This is a genomic window from Microbacterium sp. LMI1-1-1.1, from assembly GCF_040815675.1.
Taxonomy (GTDB): domain Bacteria; phylum Actinomycetota; class Actinomycetes; order Actinomycetales; family Microbacteriaceae; genus Microbacterium.
Window position 1 is genome coordinate 67022 of record NZ_JBFPNN010000007.1, and the last position, 16937, is coordinate 83958.

The 16937-nt window shown below is 71.3% G+C and carries 16 protein-coding genes; 8 read left to right on the forward strand and 8 right to left on the reverse strand.

Annotation, left to right across the window (positions count from 1 at the left end; translation table 11 throughout):
• Positions 1 to 2 precede the first annotated feature (2 nt).
• The 4 genes from MRBLMI1_RS06255 to MRBLMI1_RS06270 all read right to left on the reverse strand — a co-directional run bounded on the left by MRBLMI1_RS06255 (position 3) and on the right by MRBLMI1_RS06270 (position 4239).
• The gene (locus tag MRBLMI1_RS06255) at positions 3 to 812 is read right to left on the reverse strand and encodes an SDR family oxidoreductase (RefSeq protein ID WP_367728390.1); all 810 of its coding nucleotides are present in this window, start codon (positions 810 to 812) and stop codon (positions 3 to 5) included.
• 167 nt (positions 813 to 979) lie between these two features.
• Entirely contained in the window at positions 980 to 2656 is a 1677-nt protein-coding gene (locus MRBLMI1_RS06260) for a tripartite tricarboxylate transporter permease (protein WP_367728392.1), read from the reverse strand.
• Between the two features lie 12 nt (positions 2657 to 2668).
• Entirely contained in the window at positions 2669 to 3223 is a 555-nt protein-coding gene (locus MRBLMI1_RS06265; protein ID WP_367728393.1) for a tripartite tricarboxylate transporter TctB family protein, read from the reverse strand.
• On the reverse strand, positions 3220 to 4239 hold the full coding sequence (locus MRBLMI1_RS06270) for a Bug family tripartite tricarboxylate transporter substrate binding protein (protein ID WP_367728395.1): 1020 nt from the start codon (positions 4237 to 4239) through the stop codon (positions 3220 to 3222). Before MRBLMI1_RS06270 ends, MRBLMI1_RS06265 begins: the two co-directional genes overlap by 4 nt.
• A 167-nt stretch (positions 4240 to 4406) precedes the next feature.
• Between MRBLMI1_RS06270 and MRBLMI1_RS06275 the strand changes: the two genes are divergently transcribed.
• From MRBLMI1_RS06275 to MRBLMI1_RS06285, 3 genes are all read left to right on the forward strand, one after another.
• Positions 4407 to 5978: an ATP-binding protein gene (locus MRBLMI1_RS06275; protein ID WP_367728397.1), complete on the forward strand. Its 1572-nt coding sequence runs from the start codon at positions 4407 to 4409 to the stop codon at positions 5976 to 5978.
• Positions 5975 to 6670, forward strand: a complete 696-nt coding sequence (locus MRBLMI1_RS06280; RefSeq protein ID WP_367728398.1) for a response regulator — start codon at positions 5975 to 5977, stop codon at positions 6668 to 6670. Before MRBLMI1_RS06275 ends, MRBLMI1_RS06280 begins: the two co-directional genes overlap by 4 nt.
• A 111-nt stretch (positions 6671 to 6781) precedes the next feature.
• Positions 6782 to 7315 carry a hypothetical protein gene (locus MRBLMI1_RS06285; RefSeq protein ID WP_367728400.1) on the forward strand — a complete coding sequence of 178 codons (534 nt, stop codon included), beginning with the start codon at positions 6782 to 6784 and terminating at the stop codon, positions 7313 to 7315.
• Between the two features lie 18 nt (positions 7316 to 7333).
• Here MRBLMI1_RS06285 and MRBLMI1_RS06290 read toward each other — a convergent pair whose 3' ends face one another.
• Genes MRBLMI1_RS06290 through MRBLMI1_RS06300 form a run of 3 tightly spaced genes read right to left on the reverse strand, consistent with a single transcriptional unit; the run spans position 7334 to position 9181 of the window.
• Positions 7334 to 8353, reverse strand: coding sequence for a zinc-dependent alcohol dehydrogenase family protein (locus MRBLMI1_RS06290; RefSeq protein WP_367728402.1), 1020 nt, complete (start codon positions 8351 to 8353; stop codon positions 7334 to 7336).
• 52 nt (positions 8354 to 8405) lie between these two features.
• Entirely contained in the window at positions 8406 to 8837 is a 432-nt protein-coding gene (locus tag MRBLMI1_RS06295; protein WP_367728404.1) for a cupin domain-containing protein, read from the reverse strand.
• A complete protein-coding gene (locus MRBLMI1_RS06300; protein ID WP_367728406.1) occupies positions 8834 to 9181 on the reverse strand; it encodes a carboxymuconolactone decarboxylase family protein in 348 nt (115 codons plus the stop codon). Before MRBLMI1_RS06300 ends, MRBLMI1_RS06295 begins: the two co-directional genes overlap by 4 nt.
• Positions 9182 to 9305: 124 nt before the next feature.
• Here MRBLMI1_RS06300 and MRBLMI1_RS06305 point away from each other — a divergent pair, with 124 nt between their 5' ends.
• The 3 genes from MRBLMI1_RS06305 (at position 9306) to MRBLMI1_RS06315 (ending at position 12699) form a co-directional block, all read left to right on the forward strand.
• On the forward strand, positions 9306 to 10199 hold the full coding sequence (locus tag MRBLMI1_RS06305; protein WP_367728414.1) for a helix-turn-helix transcriptional regulator: 894 nt from the start codon (positions 9306 to 9308) through the stop codon (positions 10197 to 10199).
• 2 nt (positions 10200 to 10201) lie between these two features.
• Entirely contained in the window at positions 10202 to 11188 is a 987-nt protein-coding gene (locus MRBLMI1_RS06310) for an aldo/keto reductase (protein ID WP_367728416.1), read from the forward strand.
• A 122-nt stretch (positions 11189 to 11310) separates the two neighbouring features.
• Positions 11311 to 12699: a glycine--tRNA ligase gene (locus MRBLMI1_RS06315; RefSeq protein WP_367728418.1), complete on the forward strand. Its 1389-nt coding sequence runs from the start codon at positions 11311 to 11313 to the stop codon at positions 12697 to 12699.
• An 81-nt stretch (positions 12700 to 12780) separates the two neighbouring features.
• Here MRBLMI1_RS06315 and MRBLMI1_RS06320 read toward each other — a convergent pair whose 3' ends face one another.
• A complete protein-coding gene (locus MRBLMI1_RS06320) occupies positions 12781 to 13767 on the reverse strand; it encodes a LacI family DNA-binding transcriptional regulator (protein WP_367728420.1) in 987 nt (328 codons plus the stop codon).
• A gap of 202 nt (positions 13768 to 13969) precedes the next feature.
• On the opposite strand from MRBLMI1_RS06320, the gene MRBLMI1_RS06325 reads away from it, so the two are divergent.
• The gene (locus tag MRBLMI1_RS06325) at positions 13970 to 15223 is read left to right on the forward strand and encodes an MFS transporter (protein ID WP_367728424.1); all 1254 of its coding nucleotides are present in this window, start codon (positions 13970 to 13972) and stop codon (positions 15221 to 15223) included.
• Positions 15220 to 16839: an amidohydrolase gene (locus MRBLMI1_RS06330; RefSeq protein WP_367728427.1), complete on the forward strand. Its 1620-nt coding sequence runs from the start codon at positions 15220 to 15222 to the stop codon at positions 16837 to 16839. Before MRBLMI1_RS06325 ends, MRBLMI1_RS06330 begins: the two co-directional genes overlap by 4 nt.
• The last annotated feature ends 98 nt before the right edge of the window (positions 16840 to 16937 follow it).

Below are 16937 nucleotides of genomic sequence, written 5' to 3' on the forward strand. Positions count from 1 at the left end.
CCTCACTGTCCGGCCGAACGCCAGGCGTCCGACTCCATGTGTGAGCCCGCCTGCGGGCCCATGTGCAGCATTCCGCCGTCGACGACCCAGCTCGCGCCCGTCACGTACGAACCGGCGGGGGAGGCGAGGAAGGCGATGACGTCGGCGATCTCGTCCGGCTTGCCGGGTCGGCCCAGCGGGATGCCGGGACGGTGCACCTTGTCGGCGTCGTCGGCATCCATGTCGTTGATCGGCGTGGCGATCTCGCCCGGGGCGACCGCGTTCGCCGTGATGGCGTGGGAGCCGAGCTCGAGGGCCATCGTCTTGATGAGACCGCCGAGGCCGTGCTTCGCGGCGACGTACGCCGCGGACCCGACGCGGGGCTGGTGCTCGTGGACGCTCGAGACGGCGATGAGACGGCCACCGCGTCCGGCGGCGACCATGCGCTTCGCCGCGGTGTGCAGGGCGAGGAAGGCGCCGTCGAGGTTGAGGGCGATGTCGGTGCGCCAGGCGTCGAGGTCGAGGTCGAGGAACGGGCCGCCCGCGCCGCCGCCGGCGTTGTTGACGAAGACGTCGAGCCCGCCCAGCTCCTCGGCCATCGCGTCGATCGCGCCGGGCACGCTGTCGAAGTCGGTCGCGTCGAACTGGGCGACGATCGCGCGGGAGCCGCGGGCCCGGACCGCGGCGGCCGTCTCCTCGGCCCCGTCCTCGTCGCTGTGGTACGTGACGGCGACGTCGAGACCGGCGTCGGCGAGGGCGAGGGCCGTGGCCGCGCCGATGCCCGAGTCGGAGCCGGTGACGATGGCGTGCCGGGGAGTGAAGTCGTCGCTCATGCGTGCGACGGTACGCGGACGCCGGGATGCCGCCGTCGGCCTTGTCACCGTGCCGACCGCGCGTTATACGCCCGCCCTTCTCATCGTCGTCCTCAACGCCGTGACATGCCGCAGATGTACGCGGGGAGCAGTCCCCGGCGTACATCTGCGACAAGTCACGGCAGGGGTCAGTCCTTCCGGGGAGGGCGGCCGGGGTCGGAGGACGCCGCCCGCTCGGCCGCCTCGGCGGCCAGCTCGGCGCGGATCGTGTCCGTGCGCACGTCGGTCGGACGCTCGCCCGGCTCCCACAGGCGGTCGACCGCCGCCTGCGGGTGGCCCTCGTCGGCCGCGAGGGAGGCCTCCAGGGCGCGCTCGTAGCTGTTCTGGCGGCGCTTGAGCCACAGGCCCAGGACCAGCAGGACCGCCAGGACGATGTACGCGGTCGCGGCGAACGGGTGGAGCACCAGGTCGAGCAGGTTCCCCTGGCTGAGCTGGAGCGCCTTTCGGAGCTGCTGCTCTCCCATCGGCCCCAGGATGAGGCCGACGATGAGAGGGGCGATCGGGAAGCCGAAGCGGCGCAGGAAGTACCCGAGCGCCCCGACGACGAGGAGGATGGCGATGTCGAGCGTCGAGAAGCTGACCGCGTACGCCCCCAGGACCGCGAAGGTCAGGATGCCGGCGTAGAGGTACGGCCGAGGGATCTGCAGCAGCTTCACCCAGATGCCCGCCAGCGGGAGGTTCAGCACCAGCAGCAGGACGTTGCCGATGTAGAGGCTCGCGATCAGCGCCCACACCAGGTCGCCCTGGTTCTGGAACAGCTGCGGACCGGGCTGGATGCCGTACGACTGGAACGCCGTGATGATGATCGCCGCGGTCGCGGTGGTCGGCAGGCCCAGCGTGAGCAACGGCACGAGCACACCGGCTGCGGCGGCGTTGTTGGCCGCCTCGGGGCCGGCGACGCCCTCGATCGCCCCGCGTCCGAACTGGCTCTTGTTCTTCGACAGGCTCTTCTCGCTCGCATACGACAGGAACGTCGCGACGTCGGCGCCGCCGGCGGGGATGGTGCCGACGGGGAAGCCGATGAACGTCCCGCGCAGCCACGGCTTCCACGAGCGCTTCCAGTCCTCGCGCGTCATCCAGTTCCGCCACCCGCGGGTCACCGGGATGACGGGGATCGGCCCGTGCCGCAGGCGCGCGGCGACGTAGAACGCCTCACCGACGGCGAACAGGCCGACGGCGACGAGGACGACGCTGATGCCGTCCGACAGGGCGAGCACGCCCAGGGTGTAGCGGGCCTGACCGGTCGTGACCTCGGTGCCGATGAGGCCGATGAGCAGGCCGATGCCGAGCGAGGCCAGGCCACGCGCGGGGGAGGACCCGAGCAGCGCGCCCACCGTGATGAAGGCGACCACGATCAACGCCACGAAGTCGGCCGGCGACAGGTTGACCGCGAACCGGGCGATGAGCGGGGCGAACAGGGTGAGCAGGGCCGTCGCGATGGTCCCGGCCACGAACGAGCCGATGGCCGCGGTCGCGAGCGCGGCCGCGCCGCGTCCGAGCTTGGCCATCTTGTTGCCCTCGATGGCGGTGATGACGGATGCCGACTCGCCCGGGGTGTTCAGCAGGATGCTGGTGGTCGAACCGCCGTACATGCCGCCGTAGTAGATGCCGGCGAAGGTGATGATCGCCGCCGTCGGCGAGAGCGAGTAGGTGAGAGGGAGGAGGAGGGCGACGGTCATCGCCGGTCCGATGCCCGGGAGCACGCCCACCGCGGTGCCCACGAGCACGCCGAGGAAGGCGAAGAGGAGGTATTCGGGCTGCATCGCCGTGGCGAAGCCCGCCATCAGGGAGGAGAAAGCGTCCATGGTTTCTTCCGATCAGCCGAACAGGGGTCCGGGGCCGTACCACCAGTCGAAGGCCATGCCGCGGGGGAGCGACAGACCCAGACCCTCGCCGAACAGCAGCTGGGTCAGGATGCCGAGTGCGAGCCCGACGAGGAAGGCCACCCAGGGGCGCTTCGCCCCAAGGGTCCAGGCGACGCCGCCGAACAGCAGGGCGGCGACCACCCACCATCCGAGGATCTCCAGGAGCACGATGACCGCGACCACGAGGCCGACGAGCTTGAGGATCGTCCACCAGTCGGTCTTGGCATTCGGATCGATGTCCTCGCCCGCGTCCGCGGCGGCGATCTTTCCGCGCAGGGCCGCGACGACGAGCGAGACACCGGATGCCAGCAGGATGGCCGACACGAGGAAGGGGAACACCTGCGGGCCGATGACCTGGCCGGCAGGGGTGCGGATCGTCAGGGCCCCGACGAAGGCGAAGACGCCGAGCGCGACGATGAACGCCGCGAAGACGAGGTTGCCGGTGCGGTCGGCGCCCCAGCCGGACCGCGGCGACGCCGCGGCCCGGTCGGTCGTGGGGCTTGTCATGAGATCAGCCCGATGTTCTGCAGCGTCCCCGAGACCTCGGTGATGTTCTCGTCGAGGAAGGAGGTGAACTCGTCGCCGGTGAGGAAGGCGTCCGTCCAGCCGTTCGTCTCGAGGGCGTCCTGCCAGCCTTCGGTCTCGCGCATGCGGGTCACGAGGTCGATCAGGCCGGCCGCGTCGGCCTCGCTGATGTCCCCGGGAGCGAGGAGCCCACGCCAGTTGGTGTAGGTGATGTCGAAGCCCTCGTCGATCATCGTGGGCACCTCCGGCAGGAGCTGCGCGGCCTCGTCGCTGGACACCGCGAGCGCGCGGAGGTCGCCCGACTCGACGTACTCGGCGAACTCGCCGACGCCGGAGATGCCCGCCGCGGCGTTGTTGCCGAGGAGCAGCGACACGGCCTCGCCGCCGCCGGCGTTGGGGATGTAGTTGAGCTTCTCGGTGATCCCGGCCCCGTCCAGGCCGGCCTCCTCCAAGAGGAGCCCGGCGAGGATGTGGTCGGCGCCGCCCGCGGAGCCGCCCGTGATGGTGACGGCCTGGCCGTCCGCGACGACCGCGTCGACGAGGTCCTGAAGCGTCTCGTACTCGCTGCTCGCCGGCACCACCACGACGAGGGGCTCCTCGGTCAGGCGGGCGATCGGGGTGGTGTCCTCGATGCGGTTCTCGGCGGCGTTGGTCTCCACGGCGCCGACCATGACGAGACCCGTCACCATGAGGGTGAAGGGGTCGCGCTCGTTCGCGAGGCTGGCGAGACCCACCGTGCCGCCGGCGCCGCCGATGTTGCTGACCGCCGCCGTGCCCACCATGTCGCCGTCGGTGAGGACGGTCGAGACGGCGCGGCCGGTCTGGTCCCAGCCGCCGCCCGGGTCGGCGGGCACGATGATGTTGACGGCGTCGACGGCGGCGGCCTCGTCCGACGCGGCATCCCCGCCGCCGCCCATGGCCGCACCCTGGGGGTTGCAGCCGGCGAGGGACAGGGCGGCCACACCGGCCAGGGCGATGACAGCGAAACGCGTACGCATGGGACTCTCCTTCGAGTTCCGCCGGAGCATCGTCGCCCGGCGTGCAGATGCTCAGACGTTAGGGACCCGGCCCCGGCCTGTCGCGGTTGCGCAACTAACAGGCAGTTCGGTAACTATTGGTCCCGGCCGGCCTGGGGAAATGCGCCCGACCGGGGGAGAATGGGCCCGTGCCCCGAGCGATGTCGCTGAGATGGCAGCTGTTGCTGCTGCAAGCCGCCATCGTCTGCGTCGTCATCGTCATCGCCGGGGTCGTGGCCGTCACGCTGCAGGAGCGGTCCATCCGGGACTCCTACCGCGACCGCATGGTCGGCGTCGCCTTCTCCATCAGCCGCCTGCCCACGATCGCCGAGGCGTTCGACACCGATGAGCCCAGCGAGGTGATCCAGCCGCTCGCGGAGGTGCTGCGCGAGGCGTCCGAGCTGACCTACGTCGTGGTCACCGACGCCGACGGCATCCGGTACTCCCACCCCAATCCGGATCGCATCGGCGAGGCCGTCTCGACCGACCCGTCAGCGCCGCTGTCGGGCGAGGTGTGGTCGGGGACGGAGACGGGGACGCTGGGGGAGTCCTACCGCGTGAAGGTGCCGCTGTACGTCGGCGCGGGGGACGAGGGCCGCATCATCGGGTCGGTGTCCGTGGGGGTGCTCGAGTCGGAGCTCGCCGCGCAGGTGCAGTCGCGGCTCCCGTGGCTGCTGCTCGCGCTCGGCGGCTCCGCCGTCGTCGGCGTCTTCGGGGCGGCCGCCGTCACCTCTCTCATCCGTCGACGGATCCTGGGACTCGAGCCCGAGCAGATCGCCGAGCTCGTCGCCGAGCGCGAGACGATGCTGCACCGACTGAGCGAGGGCGTCCTCCGCATCGATCGCGACGGCGTGATCGCCAGCGCCAACGACGCCGCCGTCCAGCTGCTCGGTGCCGGCCCGCTCGTCGGAGAGCGTGCGGGCGACGTGCTGGAGGGCCCGATCCTCGACGTGCTCACCCGCGGCGAGCGCGAGGGGCGCCTGGTCCTGGCCGGGGAGCGGCCGCTCATCGCGCGGGCCACCGGTCTGCACGACGACGACGGCCGACCCGTCGGCGGCACGCTGCTGCTGCGCGACCACACGGAGCTGCACAACGCCGTCCGCGAGACCGACGGCCAGCAGTCGCTCACCGAGGGGCTGCGGGCGCAGGCGCACGAGTTCGCCAACTCGATGCACGTCGTCTCGGGGCTGCTGGAGTTCGGGGCATGGGACGATGCGCGGGAGTTCATCGCGCGCATGCAGCCCGGCGGCGCGCTCGACCTGGGTCCGGCCGCCGACCGCCTGGGGACGGAGCTGTCCGCGCTGCTGTCGGCGAAGTCGGCGCGGGCCCGGGAGCTCGGCATCCGGATGACGGTGGAGGCGACCGGCGTCGTGCCGGGCGCGTACACCGGCGACATGGTGACCCTGCTGGGCAATCTCGTCGACAACGCCTTCGATGCGTGCGGAGCGGAGGACGCGCTCGCCGTCACCGTCCACGCCGGGCCCACGGCGATCGAGGTGGTCGTGGAGGACAGCGGGCCCGGCGTCGATCCGGCCCTCGCGGCGCACGTGTTCGAGGCGGGCGTGAGCACGAAGGACCCGCGTGCTCGCACCCGCGGCGTCGGTCTCGCGCTCGTCCGCCGGATCAGCCGGCGCCACGGGGGGTCGGTCGCGTTGGACCGCTCGTCCCTCGGCGGCGCGCGGTTCACCGTGCGGCTGCCGGTGCGGGAGACGGTCTCGTGAGCGCCGCGACCCTTCGCGTCCTCGTCGTCGACGACGCTCCGGCCGTCGCGCGACTGCACGGCATGTTCGTCAGCGCCCATCCCGACTGCGAGCTGGTCGGCACCGCGGCGTCGGGACCGGACGCGCTCGCCGCGATCCGGTCGCTGTCGCCGGACCTCGTCCTGCTGGACGTGCACCTGCCCGGCTTCTCCGGCATCGACGCGCTGCGCGCGGTGCGCGCCGAGGTGGCCCTTACCCAGCCCGAGGTGGTCGCGGTCACCGCGGCGCGCGACATGGACACCGTCCGCAGTGCCCGGATGATGGGAGTCCGGCACTACCTGGTGAAGCCGTTCACGGCGCAGGAGCTGCACGACCGGATCACCGACGTCATCGCGGAGCGGTCGACCGCGGCGCCCGGCGACCGGCTCGACCAGTCGGACATCGACGCCGTCATGCGTCCCACGGCCCGGCGGAGCCTTCCGAAGGGGCTCACCCGCGAGACGCTCGACACGGTGCGCGGCGCGCTCATCCGTCTGGGTGGCGGGACGGCGGGTGAGGTGGCCGCCCACCTCGGCCTGTCGCGGGTGAGCTGTCGCCGTTACCTCGAGCACCTCGCGGAGGAGGGGGCGGCGCAACGGACCATGGACTACGCCACGGCCGGGCGCCCCAGCACCCGTTACCTGCTCGCGGGAGCAGCGCGCGGGTCGGGCTGAGGGTCCCCGGCCTCTCGACGGGCGACGCGTCAGACGACAGCGGGGGAAGCGCCTGATGAACTCCTGCGCCACCCCCAGCTTTTCGCAATCTGGCCTCGGTACCCTTCGCTCGTGTCACTCGCCCGTCCCGCGTCATCGACGGATGCCGCCCCGCTCTCGACCGCGCGTGCGCGCGGGGTCCGAGCCCTCGGCATCCTGTCGCTCGCCGTCCTCGCGCTGACCGCGTGCTCGGGGGCGCCCCGGCCCGGCCCGTCGGCCACCGTCCTGCCGCCGGGCGTCGATGCGGTGCTCGTGCAGTACCCCGACGACGTCGCCGCCGGCACCGCGCATGTGCGTCTGGTCAACCGCGCCGACAAGGTCCTCGAGATCGGTCGCATGCTCATCACCGACGACCGGGTCGCCGGCTACGGCCGTCGTCCGGCCGGGGGCGACATCGAGGTCGAGCCGGGCGCGACGAGCGACATCCCGGTCGTCTTCCCCAAGATGAACTGCACAAATGCCACCGCGGTGGCCGACACGATGCTGTTGCTGCCCTACACGCTCGGCGCGTCGTCGGGGGTGTCCGCAGCCGAGCTCGCGGACCCGAACGGCATCCTCGGCACCCTGTTCTCGGCGGCCTGCGTGACGGAGGCCGCCGCGCGCTGAGCGACGGATGCCGCGCGGTCAGGGCTGGAGCAGAACCTTGATGGCTCGCCGCTCGTCCATAGCCCGGTATCCCTCGGCCGCTTCGCTGAGGGGCAGAGTGAGGTCGAACACCTTCCCGGGGTCGATCTCACGCCGGAATATGAGGTCGATGAGCTCCGGGAGGAACCGCCGTACCGGCGCGGGGCCGCCGTGCAGATGCACGCCGGAGAAGAACAGCTCCTCACCGGCCAGCTCGACACCGTGCGAGACGCCTACGTAACCGACGTGACCGCCGGGTCGGGCGGCACGGATCGCCTGCTGCATGGACTCCTGGGTTCCGACGGCCTCGATGACGGAGTGCGCGCCGTATCCGTGAGTGAGTTCCTTGATGCGTGCCACACCCTCGTCGCCGCGCTCCTCGACGATGTCCGTCGCACCGAACTCGCGGGCGAGCTGCTGGCGTGAGGCGTGACGCGACATGGCGATGATGCGTTCGGCACCGAGCTGCGTGGCGGCAAGGATGCCGAGGAGACCGACCGCCCCGTCGCCGACGACGGCGACAGTCTTGCCGGGGCCGACCGCGGCGGCGACGGCGCCGAACCACCCCGTGCCGAGAACGTCGGATGCCGCGAGGAGCGAGGGGACCAGGTCGGCGTCAGGTGTCCCTGGGGTGGCCACGAGCGTGCCGTCGGCAAGGGGGACTCGCAGCATCTCGGACTGGGCGCCACCCGCTCCGGCGAACTCCCCCCGCACGCACCGCGACTGGTAACCGTCGAGACAGATCTCGCACGTGTTGTCGGACGCCATGAACGACCCGACGACGAAGTCTCCGACGCGGACGGTGCGCACGTCGTCGCCGATCTGCTCGACGGTGCCGACGTATTCGTGGCCCATCGGCTGGTGGTGGGGCTGCTCGACGCCCCGGTACGGCCAGAGGTCGGATCCGCACACGCAGGTCGCGGCGAGACGGATGACCGCGTCGGTCGACTTCTCGATGGTCGGATCGGGTCGCTCCTCGACGCGGACGTCGCCGGGGGCATACATGATGGTTCCCTGCATGGGAGATCTCCTCGGGGTCAGTTGGACAGCGTGCAGGTGTCGTCGAGGACGGTCACGCGCTGCCGCCGCTCGCCTTCAGGGCGGCGTATTCATCGTCGGTGACCGGTTCCAGCCACTCGTTGGTCGTGTCCTCGCCCGGCACCGCGATCGCGATGTGGGTGAACCATGAGTCGGCCTTCGCGCCGTGCCAGTGCTTCGTGCCGGCAGGGACCTGCACCACGGTGCCCGGTTCGAGGCTGACGGGCTCGTGTCCTTCGGCTTGGTACCAACCGCTGCCGGCAGTCGCCAAGAGGATCTGACCGCCACCCGAGCTCGCACGATGGACGTGCCAGTTGTTGCGGCATCCAGGTTCGAACGTCACATTGGAGACGCTCATCCCCAGGTCGGCGAGCGGGGCGAGGTAGCTCTGTCCGACGAAGTACTGAGCGAAAGCGTCGTTCTTCTCGCCGATCGGGAAGATCGTATCGATGTCGAGTCTGCTCACTTCCGGTCCTCGCCCTGGTCTTCGACGCTCTTCTTGAGCACGGTCATGGCTGCCATGCCGTTCGGCCAGCCGGTATAGAAAGCAAGGTGGAGGAGGGCTTCCTTCGCCTCTTCCTCGGTGACACCGTTCTGGCGTGCAAAGTCGAGGTGGAAGGCGAGCTGGTCGGTCTTGCCTGTTGCCGTGAGAGCGGCGATCGTCACGAGACTTCGATCGCGCTTGGACAGCGCCTCGCGCTCCCACACCTCGTCGAAGAGCACCTTGTCGGTGTAGTGCACGAGGCCCGGCGCGAAGTCGCCGAACGCCTTCTGCCCGCCGGTCCAGCCGGTCGTCTGCTCATCGCTCATGAGGAGTCCTCCTTCTGTGATCCGGCCCCACTCAACTCCGATACGCGGCCCTGAGGGAGTCTCTGTCGAGACGTGTACTCGCGTGGCACCCCACGACAAGAGCACTGCGCGTAGCGTCGATGGCATGGACAACAGGGCAGAGGTGCGGGAGTTTCTGACCTCCCGACGCGGGAAGCTCACACCCGAGCAGGTGGGGTTGCCCGGCGGGCGCAACCGGCGGGTTCCGGGATTGCGGCGGAGCGAGGTCGCCACGCTCGCCGGGGTCAGCATCGAGTACTACGCGAAACTCGAGCGGGGCCAGATCGCCGGCGCCTCCGAATCCGTCCTGCACGGTGTCGCGCACGCGCTGCAGCTGAACGACGCCGAGCGTGAGCATCTCGCCGATCTCGCGCGCGCCGCAGGGAGCGCCCCGGCGCGGGCCCGCCGAAGGACTACCCCGGCATCCGTTCGCCCCGGCATCCAGCTCATGATGGATGCGATCGGCGGGGGAGCGGCGATGGTGCGAAATGGCCGCATGGACATCCTCGCCACCAACGCGCTGGGCCGTGCGTTGCAGACGCAGGTGCTCGAGCCTCCGGGCCACGGCAACCTCGCGCGGTACGCGTTCCTGGACCCCCGGGCCCGCGATTACCACCCGAACTGGGACAAGGCCGCCGACATCACCGTCGGAATCCTGCGCACAGAGGCAGGTCGCGACCCTCACGACCGCAGCCTGCAGGATCTCGTCGGGGAGCTCTCCACGCGCAGCGACGAGTTCCGCATCCGCTGGGGCGCGCATGACGTGCGCCAGCACGGTGCCGGCACGAAGCGCTTCGTCCACCCTGTCGTGGGTGATCTCGAACTGTCGTACGAAGATCTCCAGTTCGTGCAGCATCCCGGCCTGACATTCCTCATCTACGTCGCCGAGCCGGGCTCGGCCAGCGACGAGCGAATGCAGCTGCTCGCTGCCTGGCAGGCGACCAAAGACGCCGAATCCACTCCACCCACGACCGCCGCCGCCCCGGCGCGAAAGGATTGATCATGCACACGCGGACACTCGGACACGGTCTCGAAGTCTCGGCGATCGGACTCGGCTGCATGGGAATGTCGCAGAGCTACGGCCCCAACCCCGGCACACGCGACGACATGATCACGGTGCTGCGCTCCGCAGTCGATCTGGGCGTGACCTTCTTCGACACCGCCGAGGTCTACGGTCCCTACGTGAACGAGGAACTCGTCGGCGAAGCACTGCAGCCCGTCCGCGACCAGGTCGTTCTCGCGACGAAGTTCGGCTGGGACATCCAGGACGGCAAGATGGCGGGGCTGAACAGCCGCCCCGAGCAGATCCGCGCTGTTGCCGACGCCTCGCTGAAGCGCCTTCGTACCGACGTGATCGACCTGTTCTATCAGCACCGCGTCGACCCCGAGGTACCGATCGACGACGTCGCCGGCACCGTTGCAGAACTCGTCGCGGCGGGGAAGGTGCGCCATTTCGGACTCTCCGAGGCATCCGCCGGCACGATTCGTCGCGCGCACGCGACCTTCCCGGTCACCGCCCTACAGAGCGAGTACTCACTGTGGACCCGCGATCCCGAAGCCGAGGTGCTGCCGACCCTTGCCGAGCTCGGCATCGGGCTGGTGCCGTTCAGCCCCCTGGGAAAAGGGTTCCTCACCGGAAACGTGGATCCGTCGACCTCCTTCGCCGACGGCGACGTGCGTTCCACCATCCCGCGCTTCACAGCCGAGAACCGCGCAGCCAATGCCGCGCTCGTCGAGCACGTCACCATCCTCGCGGCGTCGAAGGATGCCACTCCCGGCCAGATCGCCCTGGCCTGGCTGCTCGCCCAGCAGCCCTGGATCGCGCCCATCCCCGGTACTCGGCGCACCCCCCGTATTGAGGAAAATGCTGCGGCGAGCGCTGTCGCCTTGTCCGCCGACGAGGTAGCCGATCTGAACACCCTCGCCGATCGTGTCGGCGTGCGAGGGAACCGCTACAACGAGACCCACATGGGCTACGTCAACCGCTGACGGCTCTGGCTGCCGTCCACCGGGCGCCGCAGGCGCGACGCCGGACGGCGCAGCGCGGCTCGGTAAACTGGAGTTCCCGCGTTCGCGGCATCCCTTCGCCTCTTCCGACCATTGGAGCCACCGTGGCCGAACAGTCCCGCCTCGACAAGGTCATCTCCCTCGCCCGCCATCGCGGCTTCGTCTTCCAGGCCGGTGAGATCTACGGCGGTTCGCGGTCGGCCTGGGACTACGGCCCCCTCGGCACGGAGCTGAAGGAGAACATCCGCCGGCAGTGGTGGCAGACCTTCGTCCGCGGGCGCGGCGACATGGTCGGCCTGGACTCGAGCATCATCCTCCCCAAGCGCGTCTGGGAGGCGTCCGGCCACGTCGCGACGTTCACCGACCCGCTCGTGGAGTGCCTCAGCTGCCACAAGCGCTTCCGCGCGGACAACCTCATCGAGGACTTCGAGGCGCGCAAGGGCCGCAAGGCCGAGAACGGGCTCGCCGACGTGCCGTGCCCCAACTGCGGCACGAAGGGCCAGTACACGGAGCCGAAGTCCTTCTCGGGCCTGGTCAAGACCTACCTCGGCGTCGTCGACGACGAGTCGGGCCTGTACTTCCTCCGTCCCGAGACCGCGCAGGGTATCTTCGTCAACTTCTCGAACGTGCTCACGGCATCCCGTCGCAAGCCCCCGTTCGGCGTCGGCCAGGTGGGCAAGGCGTTCCGGAACGAGATCACGCCCGGAAACTTCATCTTCCGCACGCGCGAGTTCGAGCAGATGGAGATCGAGTACTTCACCCCGCCCGCCGAGGCGAACGAGTGGTTCGAGCACTGGGTGGAGGCGTGCTGGGACTGGTTCGTCGACCTGGGCATCGATCCCGAGAACATGAAGCGCTTCGACGTCCCCGAGGACGACCGCGCCCACTACTCGGCCGGCACGATCGACGTCGAGTACCGCTTCGGCTTCCCGGGCAAGGAGTGGGGCGAGCTGATGGGCGTCGCCAACCGCACCGACTACGACCTCAAGAGCCACTCGGACGCCTCGGGCACGAGCCTGACGTTCTTCGACCAGGCCTCGGGCGAGAAGTACACGCCGTACGTGATCGAGCCGTCTTTCGGTCTCACGCGCGCCATGATGGCCTTCCTCGTGGACGCCTACCGCGAGGAGGAGGTGCCGAACGCCAAGGGCGGCACCGACACCCGCACCGTTCTCAAGCTCGACCCGCGTCTGGCCCCCGTCAAGGCGGCCGTGCTGCCCCTGTCGCGCAACGAGCGTCTGTCGCCGCTGGCGCGCGAGGTCGCCGACACGCTGCGCAGCGCGGGCTGGAACGTCGACTTCGACGACGCCGGCGCCATCGGCCGCCGCTACCGCCGCCAGGACGAGATCGGCACCCCGTTCTGCGTCACGATCGATTTCGACTCGCTCGACGACAACGCGGTGACGGTCCGCGACCGCGACACGATGGGCCAGGAGCGTATCCCGCTCGATGGTCTGCACGCCTACCTGGCGGAGCGTCTGCGCGGCGCCTGACGTCTCCGACGGGTGAGAACGGATGCCACGGCCTCGGGGTCGCGGCATCCGTTCCGCTTTCTGCTGCTCTGAGAACGGGCGTCAGCGCCGGGGCTGCGTGCTCGCGCGGACGATCAGCCTCGGCTCGGTGGTCTCGACGCGGGCCTCGGGGGCGTCGTCGTCCCACAGGGAGGCGAGCAGCGACAGGCAGGCCGCGCCGAGCTCCCGCGGCTCGAGGTCGAACGAGGTGACGGCGGGGCTCAGCAGCGCGTGCATGGGCTCGTCGACGTAGGCGGCGAGGAGGAGGTCGGCGCCTACGGTGCGACCGGCACGTGTCGCCGCGGCGAGGGCCGGCGCGGCGGAGCCGCTCGGGACGACCACGAGCGCGTCGAGGGGGGCGGCATCCATCAGGTCCGTGACGGCGGCGTCGACCTCGTCGGCCGTCGGGACGAACGGGATGACGCGCGTCTCCACGCGGGGCTCGTGCGCGTCGACGACGGCGGTGACGGCGTCGCTCCACGCCGTGCCCGGGGGCGGCAGCACCGCACCGATGCGCGTGGCGCCCTGCTCCCCGAGGTGGGACAGGAGTCGCCGGGTGGCGGAAGCGTGATCGGCGACGACGCTCGCGCTCACCTCGTCACCGCCCCCGACCACGTGCTCGCCGCTGACGACGGGACGATCGGCGTCCAGGATGCCGCGGACTCCCGGGTCCTCCGTGGTGGCGTCCACGACGATGAAGCCGTCGACGAATGCGGTGGGCGGTGCGGCGTCGTCGTCGCGGTGGGGCAGGAGGATCACCGACAGGCCGCGGCGGTCGGCGGCATCCACGACCCCGAAGGCGAACTCGGTGTAGTACGGGAGGCGGGTCGCCCCGGACGGGAGGTGCAGGCCGACCGCCCCGTACCGGGCGGTACGGAGGCTGCGCGCGGGGGCGTTCACGACGTAGCCCAGCTCGCGGGCGACGGCGAGGACCCGCTCGCGGGTCTCGGCGGACACCCCGGCCTTGTCCCGCAGGGCGAAGGAGGCCGCGGCGATCGACACGCCCGCCGCGGCGGCCACGTCGTGCAGCGTCTTCTTGCGGGCAGCCATCGCGCTCGACGTTACCGGAGCGGGCGGCGGTCGCCTCTTGCGCAGGAGCTCACTTAAACGTTTAATGTGTCTGAAACAGAACGGGCGGGAGAACGGAAACACCGGGTCCCTAGCCTCGGCTCCACCGGCCGCGATCGACGACGACCCGACCGGAGCCCCACACCGCTCGCCGGCTCGCCCGGCTCGTTCGAAGGAATCCGACGTGTCCGCTCCCACCCGCGCCGCCGCGACCCCCGTCGCCGACGTCCGCCTCCCCCTGCGCCTCCCCACCGCGAGCGCGACGTTCGTCGTCGGGATCGCGGGCTACCTCGGCGTGAACCTCTCGCCCTACATGATCGCCGCCGCGCAGGAGGGCACCGGCTCGGACCTCGAGGCCGCCAGCTGGCTCGTCACCGGCGCGCTCCTGCTCACCGCGCTCACCGGTCTCGGCGTCGCGCGTCTGTGCGCCGGTGCACGGCGTCGCCCGGTCGCGCGGATCGGCTTGGCGCTCGCCGTCGTCGGCTTCGGCGTCGCCGCGCTCGTCCCCGCGCTGATCCCGGCCGGCCTCCTCGTCGGCGGGGCAGGCGCGGGAGGGGCGGTCGCCGCGTCCGGCGCCGCCCTCGCCGCGTTCCGCAACCCGGACCGCGTCGCCGGCCTGAACGGCCTGGCCAACCGCGCGCTGATCACGGTGATCCTCGCGGTGGTGCCGCTCATCGGACTGGCGCCCCTCAACGTCTTCGGCACGCTCGCCCTGTGCAGCCTCGTCGCTCTGGTGCTGGTGGCCTGGCTGCCCGCGACGCCCGCGGCGACCGTGCACGCGGCCGCCGCGGTCGGCGAGGCGGTGCCGATCGAGGTGCCGCCCACCGGCACGGTCCGCGCCGCCGCCGTCCCGTCCCGCACGGTGACCGTCGCCGGCATGGTCCTGCTCGTCGTCTTCGCCCTGTGGGCGGTCAGCGAGGACTCGCTGTGGGCGATGGCCGGGGTCATGGGCGCCGACCAGGCGGCCCTCACGCCCGAAGGGCTGGGCATCGCCCTCAGCGGGGCGACGGCCGGCGGTCTGATCGGGACCATCGCCCTCGTCGCGATCGGCGACCGCTTGGGCCGTGGCATCCCTCTCCTCGTCCTGATGATCGCGGGAGGCGTCCTCAAGATCGCCCAGGGGTACATCACCGACCCGACGGTCTTCATCGTCGTGTTCATCGTCTGGAACAGCATCTACGCCGTCGCATTCATGTACTTCGTCGCCACGGCCGCCGCGCTCGACGCCGACGGACGCTGGTCCGGGCCGCTGCTCGCGGTCTACCTCGTCGGCTCCGCCCTCACCCCGGTCATCGGCGCCCAGCTCGTGGCCCTGCTCGGCTACGCCGGCTTCACCCTCGTCCTCGGGATCGCGAGCTTCGTCCTCGCCGTGCCCGCCACCATCGTGGGCCTGCTGTCCCGGCGGCTCGAGCGCGCGGCACGGGAGGTGTCGGCATGACCCGGGTGCTCTACCGCGGGGGGCGCGTCTTCACCGCCGACCCGCAGGATCCGTGGACCGACGCCGTCGCCGTCGAGGACGGCGTCGTGGTCGCGGTCGGCGCGACCGCGCGGGCGATGGATGCCGACCAGACCGTCGACCTGGCCGGCGGGCTCGCGCTGCCGGGGTTCACCGACGCGCACACCCACCTGCTGATGATGGGAGCGGCGCTCGGGCAGGTCCCGCTCACCGAGGCGCGCTCGCTCGAGGCCATCCAGGCGGCGCTGCGGGATGCGCGGGCGGCGGATCCCGACGCGACGGTCCTGCGCGGTCGCGGCTGGCTCTTCGACTCCGTCCCGGACCGGCGGCCCACCGCCGCCATGATCGACGCGGTGGTCGCCGACGTGCCGGTGTATCTGGATGCCAACGACTACCACTCCTGCTGGGTGAACAGCGCCGCGCTGGCCGAGCTCGGCATCACCCGCGACACCCCGGACCCCGCCGGGGGCGCGATCTCCCGCGACGCGGACGGCGAGCCGGACGGTCTGCTCATCGAGACCGCCGCCGTGCAGTACGCGTGGGGGCAGCGGGATGCCGCGATGACCGACGAGGAGCGCGACGCGGCGGTCGACCGCGTCCTCGACGCCTATGGGCGCGCCGGGGTCACGGGGGTCGTCGACATGGCCTTCGACGAGCACGGTCTCGCCGCCTTCGACCGCGCGGCGGAGCGTCACGGCGGCCTGCCGCTGCACGTCGCCGCGCACTGGCTCCTCGAGAACACCGGCGACCGCGAGCGCAACCTCGCCCAGCTGGACCGCGTGGTCGAGCTCGCGCGTCGCCCCGCGCCGCAGGCCGTGCGCGTCGTCGGGATCAAGCTCATCATCGACGGGGTCATCGACGCGTGCACCGCCGCCATGGGCGCCCCCTACGCCGACGGCTCGAACGCCGAGCCCATCTGGCCGCTCGCCGATCTCGCCCCCGTCGTGGCGGCGGCCGACGCGGCGGGGCTGCAGATCGCGATGCACGCGATCGGGGACGCCGCCAGCGACAGCGCCCTCACGGCGATCGAGCAGGCGATCGCGGCCAACGGCGACATCGCCCGACGGCATCGGATCGAGCACCTGGAGTACGCGGCGCCCGGCACCGCCGAGCGCATGGCGCGGCTCGGGGTGACGGCATCCATGCAGCCGGTTCACGCCGACCCGGCGATCTTCGCCAACTGGGCGGCGATGCTGGGCGACGAGCGCGTGGAGCGGGCCTTCCCGTGGCCCGAGTACGAGGAGGCGGGGACGCTGCTGGCGTTCTCGACCGATGCTCCGACGGCGCCGTACGAGGCGCTGGCCAACATGTACGTCGCCACGACGCGCGCCTCCGCCCTGGACCGCTCCGTCCCCGCCGTGCACCCGCAGCACGCGCTGTCACTCGCCGCCGCGCTGGGGCACGCGACGCGGGACGCCGCCGCATCGGTCGGCGACGGGGAGTGGCGCGGTCGCATCGCCCCCGGGTTCGCGGCCGACATCGTCGTGCTCGACCGCGACCCGTCCTCGTCGGCCGATCCGGCGTCGCTGCTGGCGGCCCGCGTGGTGACCACGCTGGTGGGCGGGCGTCCCGTCTACGCGGCCGAGCCGGTGGCCTGACGTACCCGCCCGGTTCGGGGCGCGTTCCTCCTCCCGGGCCGCGAGAATGACGCCCCGGGAGAAAAAAGGCGCCCCGAACCGTCCCCCCGAATCGCTTC

Coding starts and splice junctions, on each gene's coding strand:
- MRBLMI1_RS06260 (WP_367728392.1), bottom strand. CDS start 2,656: ATGGACGCTTTCTCCTCCCTGATGGCGGGCTTCGCCACGGCGATGCAG.
- MRBLMI1_RS06310 (WP_367728416.1), top strand. CDS start 10,202: ATGCACACGCGGACACTCGGACACGGTCTCGAAGTCTCGGCGATCGGA.
- MRBLMI1_RS06300 (WP_367728406.1), bottom strand. CDS start 9,181: ATGAGCGATGAGCAGACGACCGGCTGGACCGGCGGGCAGAAGGCGTTC.
- MRBLMI1_RS06255 (WP_367728390.1), bottom strand. CDS start 812: ATGAGCGACGACTTCACTCCCCGGCACGCCATCGTCACCGGCTCCGAC.
- MRBLMI1_RS06265 (WP_367728393.1), bottom strand. CDS start 3,223: ATGACAAGCCCCACGACCGACCGGGCCGCGGCGTCGCCGCGGTCCGGC.
- MRBLMI1_RS06270 (WP_367728395.1), bottom strand. CDS start 4,239: ATGCGTACGCGTTTCGCTGTCATCGCCCTGGCCGGTGTGGCCGCCCTG.
- MRBLMI1_RS06290 (WP_367728402.1), bottom strand. CDS start 8,353: ATGCAGGGAACCATCATGTATGCCCCCGGCGACGTCCGCGTCGAGGAG.
- MRBLMI1_RS06305 (WP_367728414.1), top strand. CDS start 9,306: ATGGACAACAGGGCAGAGGTGCGGGAGTTTCTGACCTCCCGACGCGGG.
- MRBLMI1_RS06320 (WP_367728420.1), bottom strand. CDS start 13,767: ATGGCTGCCCGCAAGAAGACGCTGCACGACGTGGCCGCCGCGGCGGGC.
- MRBLMI1_RS06330 (WP_367728427.1), top strand. CDS start 15,220: ATGACCCGGGTGCTCTACCGCGGGGGGCGCGTCTTCACCGCCGACCCG.